At 64.8% G+C, this 16849-nt stretch carries 15 protein-coding genes, 2 tRNA genes and 1 pseudogene; 11 read left to right on the forward strand and 7 right to left on the reverse strand.

Translation table 11 applies throughout. The features are described from left to right. Positions 1–630 (reverse strand): glutathione binding-like protein, encoded by a 630-nt coding sequence (locus I6F31_RS13675; RefSeq protein WP_036012803.1) that lies wholly within the window; start codon positions 628–630, stop codon positions 1–3. Positions 631–643: 13 nt separating this feature from the next. Next, entirely contained in the window at positions 644–1237 is a 594-nt protein-coding gene (locus tag I6F31_RS13680) for a cysteine hydrolase family protein (RefSeq protein WP_036012801.1), read from the reverse strand. Positions 1238–1364: 127 nt separating this feature from the next. Here I6F31_RS13680 and I6F31_RS13685 point away from each other — a divergent pair, with 127 nt between their 5' ends. From I6F31_RS13685 to I6F31_RS13715, 7 genes are all read left to right on the forward strand, one after another. After that, positions 1365–2204 (forward strand): LysR family transcriptional regulator, encoded by an 840-nt coding sequence (locus tag I6F31_RS13685; protein WP_036012800.1) that lies wholly within the window; start codon positions 1365–1367, stop codon positions 2202–2204. Between the two features lie 140 nt (positions 2205–2344). Continuing rightward, positions 2345–2632: a GIY-YIG nuclease family protein gene (locus I6F31_RS13690; protein ID WP_036012798.1), complete on the forward strand. Its 288-nt coding sequence runs from the start codon at positions 2345–2347 to the stop codon at positions 2630–2632. A gap of 205 nt (positions 2633–2837) precedes the next feature. Continuing rightward, positions 2838–2907 (forward strand) — tRNA-Phe (locus I6F31_RS13695). Between the two features lie 4 nt (positions 2908–2911). Continuing rightward, positions 2912–2977, forward strand: a tRNA-Lys gene (locus I6F31_RS13700). A 338-nt stretch (positions 2978–3315) separates the two neighbouring features. Beyond that, on the forward strand, positions 3316–4479 hold the full coding sequence (locus I6F31_RS13705; RefSeq protein WP_036012796.1) for a slipin family protein: 1164 nt from the start codon (positions 3316–3318) through the stop codon (positions 4477–4479). A 160-nt stretch (positions 4480–4639) separates the two neighbouring features. Further along, the gene (gene lepB / locus I6F31_RS13710; protein ID WP_036012794.1) at positions 4640–5383 is read left to right on the forward strand and encodes a signal peptidase I; all 744 of its coding nucleotides are present in this window, start codon (positions 4640–4642) and stop codon (positions 5381–5383) included. A 69-nt stretch (positions 5384–5452) separates the two neighbouring features. Then, on the forward strand, positions 5453–5740 hold the full coding sequence (locus tag I6F31_RS13715) for a GIY-YIG nuclease family protein (protein WP_036012793.1): 288 nt from the start codon (positions 5453–5455) through the stop codon (positions 5738–5740). 238 nt (positions 5741–5978) lie between these two features. Here I6F31_RS13715 and groL read toward each other — a convergent pair whose 3' ends face one another. After that, positions 5979–7619, reverse strand: a complete 1641-nt coding sequence (groL, locus tag I6F31_RS13720) for a chaperonin GroEL (RefSeq protein ID WP_057029537.1) — start codon at positions 7617–7619, stop codon at positions 5979–5981. A 47-nt stretch (positions 7620–7666) separates the two neighbouring features. Next, positions 7667–7981, reverse strand: a complete 315-nt coding sequence (locus I6F31_RS13725; RefSeq protein WP_008563030.1) for a co-chaperone GroES — start codon at positions 7979–7981, stop codon at positions 7667–7669. Positions 7982–8360: 379 nt separating this feature from the next. Here I6F31_RS13725 and I6F31_RS13730 point away from each other — a divergent pair, with 379 nt between their 5' ends. After that, entirely contained in the window at positions 8361–8648 is a 288-nt protein-coding gene (locus I6F31_RS13730) for an usg protein (RefSeq protein ID WP_036015394.1), read from the forward strand. Positions 8649–8781: 133 nt separating this feature from the next. On the opposite strand, the gene I6F31_RS13735 is transcribed toward I6F31_RS13730, so the two are convergent. Next, entirely contained in the window at positions 8782–10911 is a 2130-nt protein-coding gene (locus tag I6F31_RS13735; protein WP_036015393.1) for a glycosyltransferase family 41 protein, read from the reverse strand. Positions 10912–11202: 291 nt separating this feature from the next. Between I6F31_RS13735 and I6F31_RS13740 the strand changes: the two genes are divergently transcribed. Together I6F31_RS13740 and I6F31_RS13745 are read left to right on the forward strand one after the other, a co-directional pair. Continuing rightward, positions 11203–11730 (forward strand): cupin domain-containing protein, encoded by a 528-nt coding sequence (locus I6F31_RS13740; RefSeq protein ID WP_036015391.1) that lies wholly within the window; start codon positions 11203–11205, stop codon positions 11728–11730. Between the two features lie 151 nt (positions 11731–11881). Next, positions 11882–12583: pseudogene (locus I6F31_RS13745) on the forward strand (rhomboid family intramembrane serine protease); the annotation flags it as partial. A 608-nt stretch (positions 12584–13191) separates the two neighbouring features. On the opposite strand, the gene I6F31_RS13750 reads toward I6F31_RS13745, so the two are convergent. Continuing rightward, positions 13192–14442 (reverse strand): nucleoside transporter C-terminal domain-containing protein, encoded by a 1251-nt coding sequence (locus I6F31_RS13750; protein ID WP_036015385.1) that lies wholly within the window; start codon positions 14440–14442, stop codon positions 13192–13194. Positions 14443–14602: 160 nt separating this feature from the next. Between I6F31_RS13750 and I6F31_RS13755 the strand changes: the two genes are divergently transcribed. Then, complete coding sequence (locus I6F31_RS13755) at positions 14603–15841, forward strand: MFS transporter (RefSeq protein ID WP_036015379.1); 1239 nt, start codon at positions 14603–14605, stop codon at positions 15839–15841. A 240-nt stretch (positions 15842–16081) separates the two neighbouring features. Here the strand turns inward: I6F31_RS13755 and I6F31_RS13760 are convergent, their stop codons facing one another. Further along, positions 16082–16840, reverse strand: a complete 759-nt coding sequence (locus I6F31_RS13760) for an SDR family oxidoreductase (RefSeq protein ID WP_036029803.1) — start codon at positions 16838–16840, stop codon at positions 16082–16084. Between the last annotated feature and the right edge of the window lie 9 nt (positions 16841–16849).

Consider the following 16849-nt stretch of genomic DNA (forward strand, 5'->3'; position numbering starts at 1 on the left):
TCAGGCCGCAACGGTCTTGCGCAGCGCCATCTCGGTCGCGATCGCGCGCCGGACCGCGGGGCGGGCCTGCATGCGTTCGAGATAGGCCGCGAGCGGTGGCCATTGCGCGATGTCGATCCCTGCCGGACGGAGCAGAAGCAAGGTCCAGGTGAGATGGGCATCGGCCACGGTGAAGGCGTCGCCGACGAGGAATTCGCGGCCCGCCAGATGCGCTGCCGGCACCGACAATGTCTGCATGATCCTCGCGCGCGGCTTGGCCAGCGGGCCGTCGTCCTTGTACCAGAAGGTTGGAAACAGGAACGCCTTGTGGATCTCGGCGCCGACGAAGCTCAGCCATTCCTGCAGGCGATAACGATCGATGTCGCCGGGCCGCGGCGCAAGGCGTGCCTCCGGCTTCACATCGGCGATGTATTGCAGCACCGCTGCGCTTTCCGTCAGCCGCTCGCCGTTCTCCAGCACCAGGACCGGCACCGCGCCCTTCGGTGACACCTCACGGAAGTCGCGGCCGTCGTCCACGAGCCGCTTGGTCCAGATATGGGCGAGGTGATACTGCGCCTCGATTCCGGCCTCCAGCAACGCGATGTGGCTCGAGAGCGAGCAGGCCATCGGAAAGAAATAGAGCTGCAGCATCGGGAAGGTCTCCTCAGGTCAGCACGTCGCTCTGCGCGATGATCGCGAACCGGTCGGACAATTCGGCCAGAGCGACCTCGTGAACAATTCTCGCCGGCAGCGTGCCGCCGCGCCCATCGGGAAGATCGCGCGTGGCGCAGGCATCCGCCGCGATCGTCGTGCGCAGGCCGAGATCGAGCGCGGCGCGCGCGGTCGAAGACACGCACATATGCGTCATGAACCCCGCGAGCACGATGTTCTTGCGTCCGGTCGCGGCCAGCCGGGCCTGCAGGTCGGTGCCGGCGAAGGCATTCGGCAGCGCCTTCTCGATCACGGGCTCGGTCGCGAGTGGCGTCAGGCGTTCGACGATCGCGCCGCGCGCCGCCTCGCGGTCGAACAGGCCGCCGGCGCGGCCCTTGTGCGCGACGTGGAAGATCGCGGCTCCGCTCTCCCGTGCGCGCGCGAGCAGGCGCGCAGCCGCGGCGATCGCCGCTTGCGCCTCGGGCAGGGCGATGGGGCCGGCGCAATATTCGTTCTGGATGTCGATCAGAACGAGGCATGTCTCGTTGAGCTTGGGCGGATCGAGATCGGCGCCGGCGAGTTCGAGCAGCGTCTTTGGAGCGGTCATGCCGTCAGGCTTTCGTGAATTCGGATGCTTCGACACTAGCGCAGCAGCAGCCTGCCATTGTGCAGGACTATTGCAGCTGATGGCTGCGAATTTGCAGGCAGCGGCGGCGCCTGCTAGGCTCGCCCCGATGAATTGGGACGATCTGCGCATCATTGCCGCGGTCAGGGACGAGGGCACCTATGCCGGCGCCAGCGCGCGGCTGCGCATCGACGAGACCACCGTTGGCCGCAGGCTTGCGCGCATCCAGCACGATCTCGGCGTGAAGCTGTTCGATGCGGTGGACGGCGTGCGGCGGCCGACGCGCCAGTGCGAGGCGGTGCTCGCGCATGTCGGTGCGATGGCCGCGCATGCGGCGGCGATCGACCGCATCAAGGAGGGCCAGGCCGGCCCGGTCGGGCGGCTGCGCATCGCCTCGACAAATGCGGTCGCCGAGGAGCTGCTGGCGCCGCATGCGAGCAGCTTCCTGCGCGATCATCCGGGGCTGACGCTGCAATTCCTCACCGCGAGCGGCAACGTCAAGTTCTCGCGCTGGCAGGCCGATCTCGCCATCCGCCTGCGCAAGCCGGAGAAGGGCGACTTCACCATCTCCAAGCTCGGCGACGTGAGGCTGTACTTCTTCGAGCCCGCGGACCGCGGCGGCCGCGAGCCCGTTGCGTGCGTCTATCCGGACGAGCTCGACGCGATCCCGGAAGCGCAGTTCTTACGTGCGAAGCGGCTGACCAACATGCGCTGCGTCACCGACAATATCCGCATCATCCGCACCATGATCCAGTCGCATCTGGCCATCGGCGTGCTGCCCGAGCACAGCTGCGCACCCCTGCTCGCCGACCGCAGCCTGCGCGCCACCCTGCTGCCGAAGCGCCGCGACGTCTGGCTGCTCGTGCAGAACCACCTCAAGCGCGATCCCGCGACACGCGTGACGATCGCGTGGGTGAGGGCGTGCTTCCAGGACAGTGCGCGCGAGTGATGCTCTTCGCAGAGCAACGATCGCAATACTGCGACTACAGCTTTTGGTTGATCTGTTCTCCGCTTGATCCTAACATCCGCCCGTCATTCCGGGGCGGCGCGAAGCGCCGAGCCCGGAATCCATAGTCACAGGCCGATGGAATGGCGTACTACGTCTACATCCTGGCGAGTAGAAAATACGGCACGCTCTACATTGGCATAACGAGCGACCTCGTTCGGCGCGTCTACGAGCACAAGATCAAAATGGTCCCGGGATTCACCAAGCGATACGGAGTCGATAAGCTGGTCCTGTTCGAAGTTTTCGATGAGCCTGCAAGCGCGATTGCTCGAGAAAAAGAACTGAAGAAATGGCGGCGCGATTGGAAGACACGATTGATCGACGAACAGAATCCAAATTGGGATGATCTCTACAACGGAATCTCCAACTAAGGCCTGTGGTTATGGATTCCGGGCTCGGCGCTCCGCGCCGCCCCGGAATGACGAACCAAAAATCTTCTCATCCCCCCTTGCAACCCGAACGTGCCTGGTCTATTAGCGCCGTCCTTCGCTAGGCCATGGGTTCGGGCTCGCTGAGATCCCGACTGGCGCGGGCCGGGTCTTGCCGGTTTCGTGTTCCGCCGAATGAAGGAGAAACGCAGGACGTAGCTCATGGAGAGCGTCGGGTTGAACACCCGAAGGCATCGGTTCGATTCCGGTCTCTTGCACAAAGGATAGCTCAGTTTGGTAGAGCAGATGACTTTTACTCATCCTGTCGCGGGTTCGAATCCCGCTCCAGCGCTCCGTTTCAGCCTGAAACGCTGATACCTCTGACGAGGACCGGACGCGCGCTTCAGTCGCGGTCCGGCCGTTTTGCCGCAAGGCTTTCCGTCCGAACCTAGACACTGTGAGACCGGCTTTGCGCCGCGGGTAGATACCGCTTGCGCTGATGCCGGGTGGCTCCGCACGGCCGCGCGACAGGCGTCGCGCGATCGCGCGCGTGCGCCCGTCGTCATGCAAGCTCAAGCCCCGGCCCGCCGATTTCGCGGGAAGCGTCGTCCGCGTCCTCACGTCCTTTGCAGGTGTAACCCGCTATCCGGCCGCGCTCGGCCGGAGGCAACTGAAGGAGGCGTGCCATGACTTTGAACAAGACTTGGCATTTGCTGATGCTGAACGTGACGGTGAAGGATGGCGAGCGTGGTTTGCTGACGCGCAACGGGCAGCTCGTGCGCGTGCTCGCGCCCGGCAAGCATCGCCTGTTCGATCCCCTGCACGAGCTGAAGGCCGAGGTGCTCGACGTGGTCCGCAGCGAATTTCCTGCGGAGCGCTACGCAGTGCTGAAGGCCGCGCGGCCTGATCTTGCCGCCGAGCTGTTCGAGGCGGTCGAGACCAAGGCGGACGAGATCGCCATCGTCAGCCTCGACGGCCGGCCCGTGCATCTGATGACGCCTTGGCAGGTGCGCGTCTACTGGAAGGTCGCAACGCGCATCGATGTCGAGCGCATCGATGTGTCCAGCGACGTCAGGGTCGACGCGCGGCACCTCACCATGATCGAGCGTAGCCGCTCGACCGTCATGAGCGAGACTGTGGTCGAGAACCACGAAGCGGGCCTGCTCTATGTCGAGGGCCGGCTCGTGGAGCGGCTCGCGCCCGGCCGGCACGCCTTCTGGACCGTCGGCCGCAAGATCGAGGTGAAGCGCCTCGACCTGCGGCCCCAGGCGGTCGAGATCACCGCGCAGGAGATGCTGACCAAGGATCGCATCGCGCTGCGGGTGACGCTGACGGCGTTCCGCCGCATCGTCGATCCCGAGCGCACGGTGGCGACCGTGCCCGACGTGGATGCGTGGCTGTACCGCCTGGTGCAGTTCGCGATCCGCGAGGCGGTGGCGGGCCGGACGCTGGACGAGGTGCTGTCTGCGAAGGCGGCGCTGGATGCGGAGCTGCGCGACTATGTGCGTGCACGCGTCGGAGAGTCCGGCGTGGAGGTGACCGAGCTCGGCGTCAAGGACGTGATCCTGCCCGGCGAGATCCGGGAGCTGGTGAACAAGGTGGTGGAGGCGGAGCGAGTCGCGAAGGCGAACCTGATCCGCCGGCAGGAGGAGACCGCGGCGACGCGTTCGCTCCTGAACACTGCCCGCCTGATGGAGGAGAACCCCCTGCTGCTTCGGCTCAAGGAGCTGGAGTCGCTGGAGCGGCTGGTCGAGAAGGTCGGCCGCATCGACCTCCATGCCGGTGAAGGCCAGGGCCTCGATGCCCTCCTGACCCGGCTCGTGCGTCTGAAGGCGCCCGAGAGCGCATGAACCGAAGGGCCGCCCACGGGCGGCCCTTCACATTGGCGTTGCCGCCGTCTGCGATGAACGCGATCGGCGCGCGGCGCGACCAATTTGAGCTCGTCGGGGATTGAGCGCGCTCGCAGGTTGCGTCATCTTGGGACCGCAACGTCTTGATCAGGGAAGGCCCATGACCGTTCTTCAGGAATCGATCCGCCCCGCGGCACGATCCAGCGACTGGAAGGCGATCGTCGTCCTCATCCTCATGATCCCGGTGCTGTGGTCGCCGGTGATCCTGTTTCGCTTCGTCCTGTATCAGCCGTTCAACATTCCGTCCGGTTCGATGACACCGGCGCTGATGGTCGGCGACTACGTCTTCGCCGCGAAATACGCTTACGGGTATGGCCGCTATTCCCTCCCATTCGCGTCGTCCTGGATCTCGGGCCGCATCCTCGCCGCCGATCCCGAATACGGGGATATCGTGGTATTCCGGACGGCGAAGGACAGTTCTGCCGACTACGTCAAACGCGTCGTCGGCCTGCCCGGAGACCGCATCCAGATGCGGCAGGGCCGGCTCATCCTCAACGGCCGCCCGGTGACCCGCGTCGCCCTGGAGGCGACATTTGCCGGCGACGCCTGCGGTGTCGACGACCGCGCCGCCGTCAAGCGCTGGCGCGAGACGCTGCCGAGCGGCGCGTCCTATGTGACCTACGACTGCCTCGACAACGGCTATCTCGACAACACAGACGTCTTCACGGTGCCGCCGGGCCACATCTTCGTGCTCGGCGACAACCGCGACAATTCCACCGACAGCCGCATGTCGACATTCGGCTTCGTCCCGATGGACAATCTCATCGGCAAGGTGACGCGGATCTTCTGGTCGCTCGACGAAGACGGCGAGCCGCGCTTCGAGCGGATCGGGAAGGTGGAGTGAGGCTTGCTCCGTCATTCCGGGGCGGCGCGCTGCGCCGAGCCCGGAATCCATAATCACAGGCGGACGGGAATGGCCTACTATGTCTACATCCTTGCGAGCAAGAAACACGGCACGCTCTACATCGGCGTGACCAACGACCTGGTGCGCCGCGTGTATCAGCACAGAACGAAGACCGTCCCCGGCTTCACGAGCAAGTACGGCGTCGACAAGCTCGTCTTGTTCGAAATCTACGACGATGCCGTGAGCGCCATCGCCCGCGAGAAGGAGCTCAAGAAATGGCGACGTGACTGGAAGACGCGTCTCATCGAGGAGCAGAACCCAAATTGGGATGATCTCTATCCGGGGCTGACCAAATAAGGTTCATCCTGCACTCCTTGTCATTCCGGGGCGCGCCCCCTTGGGCGCGAGCCCGGAATCCATAATCACAGCCAGATGGAGTGGGCCCGCTATGCCCGTCGCCCGTGAGTTTCGTGGTTATGGATTCCGGGCTCGCGCCCAAGAGGGGCGCGCCCCGGAATGACGTGCTCCCCAAAAAAACAAAAACCCCGGCATCGCTGCCGGGGTTTCGCATTCGTATCGTGCCTGAGAGGCTGGATCAGAAGTCCATGCCGCCCATGCCGCCGCCCGGAGGCATCGCGGGGCCGGCGCCGCCCTTCTTGGGCAGCTCGGCGACCATGGCTTCCGTGGTGATCAGGAGCGCAGCCACGGAGGCAGCGTTCTGAATCGCGGTGCGGACCACCTTGGTCGGGTCGATGATGCCCTTCTTGACGAGGTCGGCATATTCGCCGGTCTGGGAGTCGAAGCCGTAATTGTAGGCCTTGTTCTCCAGGATCTTGCCGACGATCACCGAGCCGTCTTCACCGGCGTTGATCGCGATCTGGCGAGCGGGGGCCGACAGCGCCTTGCGCACGATCTCGACGCCGGTCTTCTGGTCGTCGTTCTTGGTGCGCAGACCCTTGAGCTGCTCGGAGGCACGGAGCAGGGCGACGCCGCCGCCCGGGACGATGCCTTCTTCCACGGCCGCGCGGGTCGCATGCATCGCGTCATCAACGCGATCCTTGCGCTCCTTCACCTCGACCTCGGTCGCGCCGCCGACGCGGATCACCGCGACGCCGCCCGCGAGCTTGGCGAGACGCTCCTGGAGCTTCTCACGGTCGTAGTCCGAGGTGGTCTCCTCGATCTGCGCCTTGATCTGCGCCACGCGCGCCTCGATGTCGGCCTTCTTGCCGGCGCCGTTGACGATCGTGGTGTTCTCCTTGTCGATCATCACCTTCTTGGCGCGACCGAGCATGTTGAGCGTGACGTTCTCGAGCTTGATGCCGAGGTCTTCCGAGATCGCCTGGCCGCCGGTCAGGATCGCGATGTCCTGCAGCATGGCCTTGCGGCGATCGCCGAAGCCCGGAGCCTTGACGGCCGCGACCTTGAGGCCGCCGCGCAGGCGGTTCACGACGAGGGTCGCAAGCGCTTCGCCTTCGACGTCCTCGGCGACGATGACCAGCGGCTTGCCGGTCTGCACCACGGCCTCGAGCAGCGGCAGCAGCTCGTTCAGCGAGGAGAGCTTCTTCTCGTTGATGAGGATGTAGGCATCGTCCATCTCAACGCGCATCTTGTCGGCGTTGGTGACGAAGTAGGGCGAGATGTAGCCGCGGTCGAACTGCATGCCCTCGACCACGTCGAGCTCGGTCTCGAGCGACTTGGCTTCCTCGACGGTGATGACGCCCTCGTTGCCGACCTTCTTCATGGCGTCGGCGAGGAACTTGCCGATTTCGGCATCGCCGTTGGCCGAGATGGTGCCGACCTGGGCGATCTCGTCGTTCGAGGTGACCTTCTTCGAGTTCTTCTCGAGGTCGGCCACGACGGCTTCGACCGCGAGGTCGATGCCGCGCTTGAGGTCCATCGGGTTCATGCCGGCGGCGACCGACTTGGCGCCTTCCTTCACGATCGCCTGGGCGAGCACGGTGGCGGTGGTGGTGCCGTCGCCGGCCGCGTCAGCGGACTTGGAGGCGACTTCGCGCACCATCTGCGCGCCCATGTTCTCGAACTTGTCGTCGAGCTCGATCTCCTTGGCGACGGTGACGCCGTCCTTGGTGATGCGGGGAGCGCCGAACGACTTGTCGAGCACGACGTTGCGGCCCTTCGGACCGAGCGTGACCTTCACCGCATTGGCGAGAACGTCGACGCCGCGCAGCATCTTGTCGCGCGCTTCAACCGAGAATTTGACTTCTTTGGCTGCCATCTGGAGTTTTCCTTAGGTGAGTTTGACTGGAGGGAGGAGAGGGGCTCTTAAGCCGCCTTCTTCTTGGACTCGGTGACTTCGAGAACGCCCATCACGTCGCTCTCCTTCATGATCAGCAGGTCCTGGCCGTCGATCTTGACCTCGGTGCCGGACCACTTGCCGAACAGCACGCGGTCGCCGACCTTCAGGTCGATCGGGATCAGCTTGCCAGCTTCGTCGCGGCCACCGGGACCAACGGCGACGACTTCGCCCTGGGAGGGCTTTTCCTTGGCAGTGTCGGGAATGATGATGCCGCCAGCGGTCTTCTCTTCTGCGTCGATGCGCTTGACCACGACGCGGTCGTGAAGCGGACGGAATTTCATGCAGTCCTCCTAAGCAATTGCACGTGTTGAGGATTTGGAGATTGTTAGCAGTCGTTGCCCGTGAGTGCTAGCACGGGCGAGCCTGAAATAGGACAGGAATTTTGCGGGGGCAAGGGTTTGTAGCAGAAAAATTAGCAGCCGAAAGCGCGGACTGCCAGAAACCCCTCGCCATCGTTAACCGGGCAGCCGTGACCGTATTAGCACGGAGTCGTCTCTGCTGCTAAAGCATTGAATTTCAACAGCTTGTTAAACTTTTGGGCTTGAGATGAGTTGTCAGTTTGCGTCACATTTCTCTCATGTGAGCGCATCGTTTCCGGGTGGCTCCCCGGGGCACGGACCAAGCCACTCGCCGAATGCGCTCCTGCAAAGGAGGTTTGGCATGGGACTGCGCGTTGGGGGCGTTTCCGAGGAATTCCGGAAACAGATGCTGGGCTACGGGCTGACGACGGCACAAATTCTCTATCGGATGCCGGATCATCCCTCGCTGCTCCAGACCTATGTCTGGCAGAACTACGACATGTTTCCGAAATTCCCCGCGCTGACCGATTTCCTGGCGTTCTGGCAGGAGAAGCTCGACGGTCCCCTCCATTCGGTGACGGTGGCCCATTCCAAGCTGATCAAGCCGGCCGAGCTCCGCGCCGTTGACGGCGTGTTCCGCCTGCATTGAGGCCGCAAGGGTGGATTAGCCTGCGGCGGCGCGACGCGCTGCCGCTGGCGTAATCCACCTCGTTTCTCTCCGCGTGCCGAAACAGAAACGGTGGATTACGCCTTCGGCTAATCCACCCTACGAGATCACGCAATCAGACGCCGCCGCTGCAATAACGCGTCCACATCGCCCGATAGGCCGCGTCCACCGCGCGTGCATATGAGACGGGGTTGCCCGCGGCCGCGGCGTTGATCGTTGCGGGCAGTTCGCGGCGCAATTTGTCGAGCTCGCCGGTCTCGGCCGCGCGGCTGGCCGCGATCTCGACATAGGCCCCCTCGCTATCGGCGACCCAGTCCGGCAGGCCAAGTGCGGTGAGGATGGCGCCGGCAGCGCGGCCGGGCAGGCTGTTGCCGAGCTTCGCCACCACGGGCACGCCCATCTGCAGGGCTTCCCATGTGCTGACGCCGCCGTTCTGCGGGAACGGATCGAGAGCAATATCGATGCGATTGAACGATGCCAGATGCTCGTCCCGCAAGGTGGCCCCGAGCAGATCGACGCGTTCGGCCGGCAATCGGCAAGCCGCAAATCGCGCCAGCAGCTTGTCCCGGACCAGTTGATCGTCGAGCGCAACATCCTTGATCAGGAGGCGCGAGCCCGGCACCCGCTCGAGGATCCTGGACCAGACTGCCGCCGCCTCGTCCGAGATCTTGCTGATGCGGTTGAAGACACCGAACGTGACGAAGCCGTTCGAGAGCGCCGGCGTCTTGCCCTGCGCAATCCCGGCCGGCAGCGGCGCCAGCGTCACGAAGCACGGCAGGTCGACCACCGTCTCTGCAAACAGATGCCGAACGTCGTGCGGAATCCCGACCGGATCCGAGAACAGATAGTCGATCGTCGGCAGCCCGGTGCCAGTGCCGTGGCCCCAGCCGTGCGCCTGGACCGGTGCCGGCTTGCGCGCAAATACGCCGAGGCGGTTTCCTTTTGTATGGCCGGACAGATCGATCAGGATATCGATGCGATCGTCGCGAATCTGGGCGGCGAGGCGATCGTCGCTCCATTGCGAGGCGTCACGCCAGCGATCGGCGATGCCTTGAAATTCGCGTGTCGTCGCGTCCACTTTCGCCGAGCACGAGTAGCACACGATCTCGAACTGGGCGCGGTCATGGTGTTGCAGGACGGGCTTGAAGATGAACGCAGCCGAATGCGCGTTGAAGTCCGACGAGACGTAGCCAAGCACCAGGCGGCGATCCGGATCGCGGCCGTTGTCATGCGGTGCCGCCGCTTCTGAAGCGATTTTCGCGCCGATCCGCTCCCACCATACGCGTCGCGCCTGCTGATGCCGCTCGACGCTGGCGTCCGGCACAAAATCGAGCGTGAAGATCTTGCTCGAGATCGCGCTCTCGAGATCGGGCCTGATATCGAGGGCTCTGTCGAAACTGGCGAGGGCTTCGTCGACCCGGCCTAGTCCGGCAAGACAAAGGCCCAGCACCAGATGAGCCTGATCGGAATCGGGCGCGATCGCGAGCGCCCTCTCGCAATCGGATAGTGCCTGGGCCATCTGCCGGGTCTGGAGCAAGACATTGGCGCGCCAGAGCCATCCGTTCACGTCGTCAGGGGCGAGGGCGATTGCCCGGTTGCAATCCGCCATGGCCTCGTCGAATCGCTGCAGCTCCCGGAGTGCCACGGCGCGGTTCGCCAGCGCCGCCGCATAGTCGGGCTTGATCGCGAGCGCGCGGTTCAGGCTTGCAAGAGCCTTGTCGTAGTTGCGCAGACGGCAGAGCGTGGAGCCGCGGCCGTTGTGGGCTTCGGCGAGGTTTGCGTCGACGGCGAGCGCCCGATCGTAGCTGTCGAGCGCTTCCTGGTAGCGATCCAGGGCCGCGCTCGCGTTCCCGAGATTGGAGAGGGCGAGGGCGTAGTTGGGCCGCAAGGCGAGCGCCTTGCGATAGCTCTCGCGGGCATCAGCGTGACGTTTCAGCCCGTTCAGCGCGACGCCCAGGCTCATATGGGCTTCGGCCGATCGCGGATCGACGACAACCGCCCGGCTCAGCAGGCTCTCGGCCTGCTGATAATTCCCGGCATCGGACTCCAACCCGCCGAGCATATGCAGCGCGATGAATTGATTGGGCGCGATCTGCAGGAGCTGGCGATAGGCAGCCTTGGCCTCGGGCAGGCGGCCCTTCTTGTGCAATTCGAGCGCTTGCCCGAGCAAGGGCAGCACGTCTGCCTTTTGCCGCTTCTGAAGCCGGGCATTTTGAAATGCACGCTGACCGACATTGCTGCCCATGAATCAATTCCCCCGGATGTCCCGGGCGAGACTAGTTCAGCGCGAGAACGAAGACGAGACGACCCCAGCCCGACGCGCCAGCTTGGGGCAAGCTACGATCCGATACGGTGATCGCGTGATTGGCCTCAGCCTCTTACCCTCCAGGGGAGGGTCCTGGAGGGGGAGGGTGACAGCGCGGATGCGGCACTACTCAACACGACCAGCTCTGCGATTGCTGCCTCGCCCACGACTGGATAAGCTGACCTTCAAGCCATACCGCGCGACGGCGGCTCAGAAACAGGGAGGCAGACAATGGCCAAGCAAAAGGCATCGAGGCCCGCATTGAAGACCGCGGTGAAGAAGCGGAGTGGCGCCAAGGCGGCGGCGCGATCCTCGGCACGCAAGGCCGTGAAGGCGAAGGCGCGCACTGCCGCTGCGAAAAAGCCCGCACGTCCGAAGCAGCGCATCGCCGTCAGCCATCACCGCGAGGAAGACTTCAAGGCCGACGGCCTGCGTGCCTACGCGAAGTATCGCGATCTCGGCATCGCCGAGGCGACCCATGGCCTCGCGCAGGCGCATGTGATCCGCCTGCAAGGCCCCTGCAACCCGGCCGAGGTGTCCAAGCTCCACTATCACGACGTCGAATTCCAGATGGTCTACGTGCTCAAGGGCTGGGTGAAGACCTATATGGACGGGCAGGGCGAGACCTTGATGCAGCAAGGCAGCGCCTGGACCCAGCCGCCGAAGATCAGGCACATGATCCTGGACTATTCGGACGACGTGGAGCTGCTGGAGGTGATCCTCCCCGCTGAGTTCAAGACGGTGGAGCTGAAGGCGTAAGCGCAACTCTCGATCGCTAAAATGCGGTCGATCCGAGAAACCGGGCGGTCAGCAATCGGGATGATTTCGGCCGCCCCGCAAGCCTGGTGCTAACCAGTCGAAAATACCTCTCGCGTCAACTCAAGGCTGTGTCAACGCGGGAAATGCTTTCATGGCGACCAACACTTTTGGCCGACGCGGCACCGTAGCGCCAGCTCCAAGAGCATCGTTTCAAGCCGCCGCCGCGCCGGTCGCCATAGAGAAGCCCTCGTCCAGCGAGGAGACGCTTTTTGCCGACAACAAGCTTCTGGCCGACATCCCCTTCCTCACCATCGGCCTGATCTTCGGTCTGCTCCTGATCTTCGTTCTGCAGCGTAGTCTCGCCATCGACATCGCGCGGGACGGCGACATTGATGTGCGCTCGCTGATCGCTCAGGGGGCGTCCGGCTACGATCTCGTCGTCGGGAGGGGAGAGTGGTGGCGAATCGGCCTTGCGCCGCTTCTGCATGGCAGCGGGTGGCACCTCGTGAGCAACTGCGTGGCGCTGTTCATCGTCGGCGTCAGGCTGGAGTCGCTGATCGGCCGCGGCTGGTTTGCTTTGATCTTCGTTGCCAGTGCATTGGCCGGAGAGGCCGGCTCGCTGCTGGGCAACGGTCCCGGCACGGTCGGCGTCGGTGCGTCCGGCGCCATCACCGGGCTGATCGCCGCGCTGTTCGTGGCGAGCTTCGATCCCGAAGCGGACGCCGATCAGACCATATCGAGGCTGAAGACGTCGCTGTTCTTCGGTGTTCCCGCACTGCTGCCAATGGCCTTTGGCGCTTCCGGCAACGTCAACTATTACGCCCACGCAGGCGGTGCGGTGGCCGGCGCCGCGCTCGCCGTCACGCCGTGGCTCGCCTTCTGGTCCTATGACAGCCTGCCGCGGAGCGCGAGCATGACCTTGCTGGCAGGATCCATCGGATCTCTCATCTGCGCCGGCTTCGCCGCCGCGCATTATTCGGCCTACATGGCCGATGCCGCGCACTATATCCGCGCCTCTGAAGTGCCGATGAAGGGCGACGAGATGGCCAGCCGGTCGCTCGATCTCGTTAGCCGCTACCCGAAAGACGCGCGGGCTCACGTCTACCGTGCTGTCTTCTTCCTGGAACAAGCGGATATCAATGCCGCCGAGAGGGAAGCGCAAACCGCCATGTCGCTCGCAGCTTCGGACGTGGCGGGTGGGCCGGTGCGCTCCGGGGCGCAGGGCTTGATGGCGGTGTTGCTGTGGGTGCAGGGGCGAACCAGCGAGGCGAAGGCGATGGCGGCCGAGCCTTGCCGCGCCAAGATGCCTGAGGTGCGTCGCATCCTGCAGAAGTCGGTTGAGGCAAAGATTCTCGCCGCCGTCATTGCGAGGAGCTCTTGCGACGAAGCAATCCAGACTGTCTCCGCGGACGCATGTCTGGATTGCTTCGCTTCGCTCGCAATGACGCGTGGAAGGAGAGCCTACGCCAACACCCCCACCACCGCTCCCATCAGGCACGTCGTGAGCGTCCCCGACACGATCGACTTCAGCCCCAGCGCATTGATCTCCTCGCGCCGCTCCGGCGCCATCACCCCTAAGCCGCCGATCATGATGCCGAGGCTGGCGAAATTGGCGAAGCCGCACATCGCATAGAGCATGATCAGGCGCGAGCGCGGATCGAGCGTATCGGGCGGCAGCTTCGAGAAGTCGACATAGGCGATCAATTCGTTCAGCACGGTCTTGGTGCCCATCAGGCTGCCGGCGGTGATCGCTTGATCCCACGGCAGCCCCATCAGCCAGCACACCGGCGCCATGACGAGGGCGAGCAGCCGCTGCAGCGAGATCGCGGCGCCGCCGACGTGCGGGAGCAGGCCGAGGATGGCGTTGACGAGATAGACCAGCGCCACCAGCACCAGCAGCATCGCGACGATGTTGATCAGCAGCTCGATGCCCGCGCTGGTGCCTTTCACGATCGCGTCCATCGTGCTGGCGACCTCCATTTGCGGATCTTCCAGCGTGCCGCCGGTGCGCTTGTCGGAGGTTTCAGGGACCATGATCAGGCTGACCAGGATCGCCGCCGGCGCGCCGAGCACCGAGGCGATGACGAAATGCGCGGCGGCGTCGGGAATGAGCGGCGCCAGCAGAGTCGCATAGAGCACCAGCACGGTGCCGGCGATGCCGGCCATGCCGCCGGTCATGACCAGGAACAACTCGCTGCGCGTCATCTGTGCCAGATACGGCCGCACGAACAGCGGTGCCTCGACCATGCCGAGGAAGATGTTGGCGGCGGTCGAAAGCCCGACGGCGCCGCCGACGCCGAGGGTGCGCTCCAAGAGCCAGGCCATGCCGCGGACGATCGGCGGCAGCACGCGCCAATAGAACAACAGCGTCGTGAGCACGCTCATGACCAGCACGATCGGCAGTGCCTGGAACGCCAGGATGAAGTCCGCGCCTGGCGCCTTCAGGTCGAAGGGCAGGGGTCCGCCGCCGATATAGCCGAACACGAAGGCGGAGCCGGCCCGCGAGGCCGCCGAGATCGCGCCGACCGCCTCGTTGATGGCGCCGAAGGCATGGGCGACGACCGGCAGCTTCAGCAGCACGAGGGCGGTGACGAAGGTCGCGGCAAGGCCGATCGCCGCCTGGCGCAGCGACACCGCGCGACGATTTTCCGCCAGCGCGAAGGCGATCAGCAGCAATGCGAAAATGCCGAGTGCAGATTGCAGGCGCAGCATGATGTCTCAAGCCCCTCGATGATTATGGCCGCCCATGCGTTGCAAAGGCAATGCCGGGAGCAGCCGGGAACGACCAGTGTTGACAAGCGGGGCCACCTCGGCCACCCCGGGGGCCTTCGATATCGAGGGAAAGAGCGGTCCGAGCGTGACCGAAGAGGCGATGCCAGAGCAGCCAATATCCGGACATCGACCGGTCACCGCCGGTGAGCTCCTCCGCCATCCCGCTTTCCTGTTCTTCCTGCTCTCGCGCAGCCTGTCGCGCTTCTCCAGCCAGATCGCGGCCGTCGCGATCGGCTGGCAGATCTACGATCTCACCGGCTCGGCGTTCGACCTCGGGATGGTTGGTCTCGTCCAGTTCCTGCCCACCGCGCTTCTGGTGTTCGTCGCCGGCCACGCCGCCGATCGCTACGAGCGCAAGCGCGTCGTCCAGCTCTGCCAGCTGGTGGAGGCCGCGACCGCGCTCTATCTCGGGGCCATCACCTATCTCGGCGCGGTCAGCGAAGTGCAGATCTTCATCGCGACTTTCCTGCTCGGAATCGCCGGCGCGTTCGAGAGCCCGACCACGGCGGCGCTGCTGCCGCTGATCGCGCCGCAGGGCTCGCTCCAGCGCGCCACTGCCGTCTCCAGTGGGGCGGCGCAGGTCGCGACCATCACGGGACCTGCGCTCGGCGGCATCGCCTATGCGGTCGCCCCGCACCTTGCCTATGCCGTGATGGTCCTGTTCTGGGTCTTGGGGATGATCTTGACCGGCTTCATCCGGCCGCGCCCGCAGGCGATCGCGAGGGAGGGGATGGACTCGGACAACATCTTCGCCGGCGTCCGCTTCATTCGCAGCAACCCGGCGATCCTCGGCACCATCTCGCTCGATCTGTTCGCCGTGCTGTTCGGCGGCGTCACGGCGCTGCTGCCGATCTATGCCCGCGACATCCTCCAGACCGGCCCGGTCGGGTTAGGCGTGCTGCGCGCCGCGCCTGCGGTCGGTGCCTTGCTGATGACCATGGTGCTGGCGCGCCACGCGATCTCCCGGCATGTGGGCCTTCGCATGTTCCAGGCCGTGATCGTGTTCGGCCTCGCCACCATCGTGTTCGCGCTGTCGTCCTGGATGTGGCTGTCGGTGCTGTCGCTTGCAATCCTCGGTGCGGCCGACACGATCAGCGTCGTGATCCGCTTTTCGCTGGTGCAGCTGTCGACGCCCGATGAGATGCGCGGCCGCGTCGGCGCGGTGAACTTCCTGTTCATCAACGCCTCGAACCAGCTCGGCCAGTTCGAGAGTGGAGTGGCAGCCGCGCTGCTCGGCGCCATGCCTGCCGCCGTGCTCGGCGGCGTCGCCACCGTCGCACTGGCGCTGCTCTGGATGAAGCTGTTTCCAGCCCTGCGCAAGGTGGAGAGCCTGGAGTAGGCGCTCCGCTCTCTCAACGTCATTGCGAGGAGCTCGCGACAAAATTGCGTAGCAATTTTGCGCTGATGCGACGAAGCAATCCAGAATCTCACCGCGGCGGCAGCCTGGATTGCTTCGCTGCGCTCGCAATGACGATTGTTGAGATGGCGTGGGGACTTAACTCGCGTCACGCCCGCAGCCCGGCAGCAGCAGGCGCCTCTTGACGCCTCCTGTGCATGGGGTTGTTTTCGCGTTTTTTGTTCAGCCCCGCCCCACAAACGGCATCTTGGTCGCCATCACCGTCATGGTCAGCACGTTGGCATCGAGCGGCAGGCTGGCCATGTAGGCCACGGCATCGCCGACTGCTTTCGCGTCCATGCGCGGCTCGTGCTTGGTGGTGCCGTCGGGCTGCAGCACGCCGGGGCCGTTGACCATGCGGTCGGTCATCGGGGTTGCGGCATTGCCGATGTCGACCTGGCCGACGGCGATGTCGTACATGCGGCCGTCGAGATTGCTGGCCTTGGTGAGGCCGGTGATGGCGTGCTTGGTCGAGGTGTAGGCCGCCGAGAATGGCCGCGGCGCGTGCGCCGAGATCGAGCCGTTGTTGATGATGCGGCCGCCGCGCGGGGTCTGATCCTTCATGATGCGGAAGGCGTGCTGGGTGCACAGGAACGGGCCGGTGAGGTTGGTGTTCACCACGGCCTGCCATTGCTCGAGGCTGAGATCCTCGAAGTTGACGGCCGGCGCGCCCATGCCGGCATTGTTGAAGAGCACGTCGAGCCGGCCGTAGGTCGCCTTCACCTTGTCGAACAGCGCGGCGATGGAGTCCGGCTTGGTCATGTCGGCGGTGACGCAGAGGCTTTTTCCCGCGGGACCGAGCTTTGCCGTCTCCTCGAGCATGTCGAGCCGGCGGCCTGTGAGCACCACGGTGAAGCCGGTGTTCATCAGCGCCAGCGACGCCGCGCGCCCGACGCCGGTGCCGGCGCCCGTCACCAATGCGATCTTTTTCGCTTCACTCATCGTTTCCTG

The organism is Bradyrhizobium sp. NBAIM01 (assembly GCF_020194115.1).
GTDB classification, from domain to species: Bacteria; Pseudomonadota; Alphaproteobacteria; order Rhizobiales; family Xanthobacteraceae; genus Bradyrhizobium; species Bradyrhizobium yuanmingense.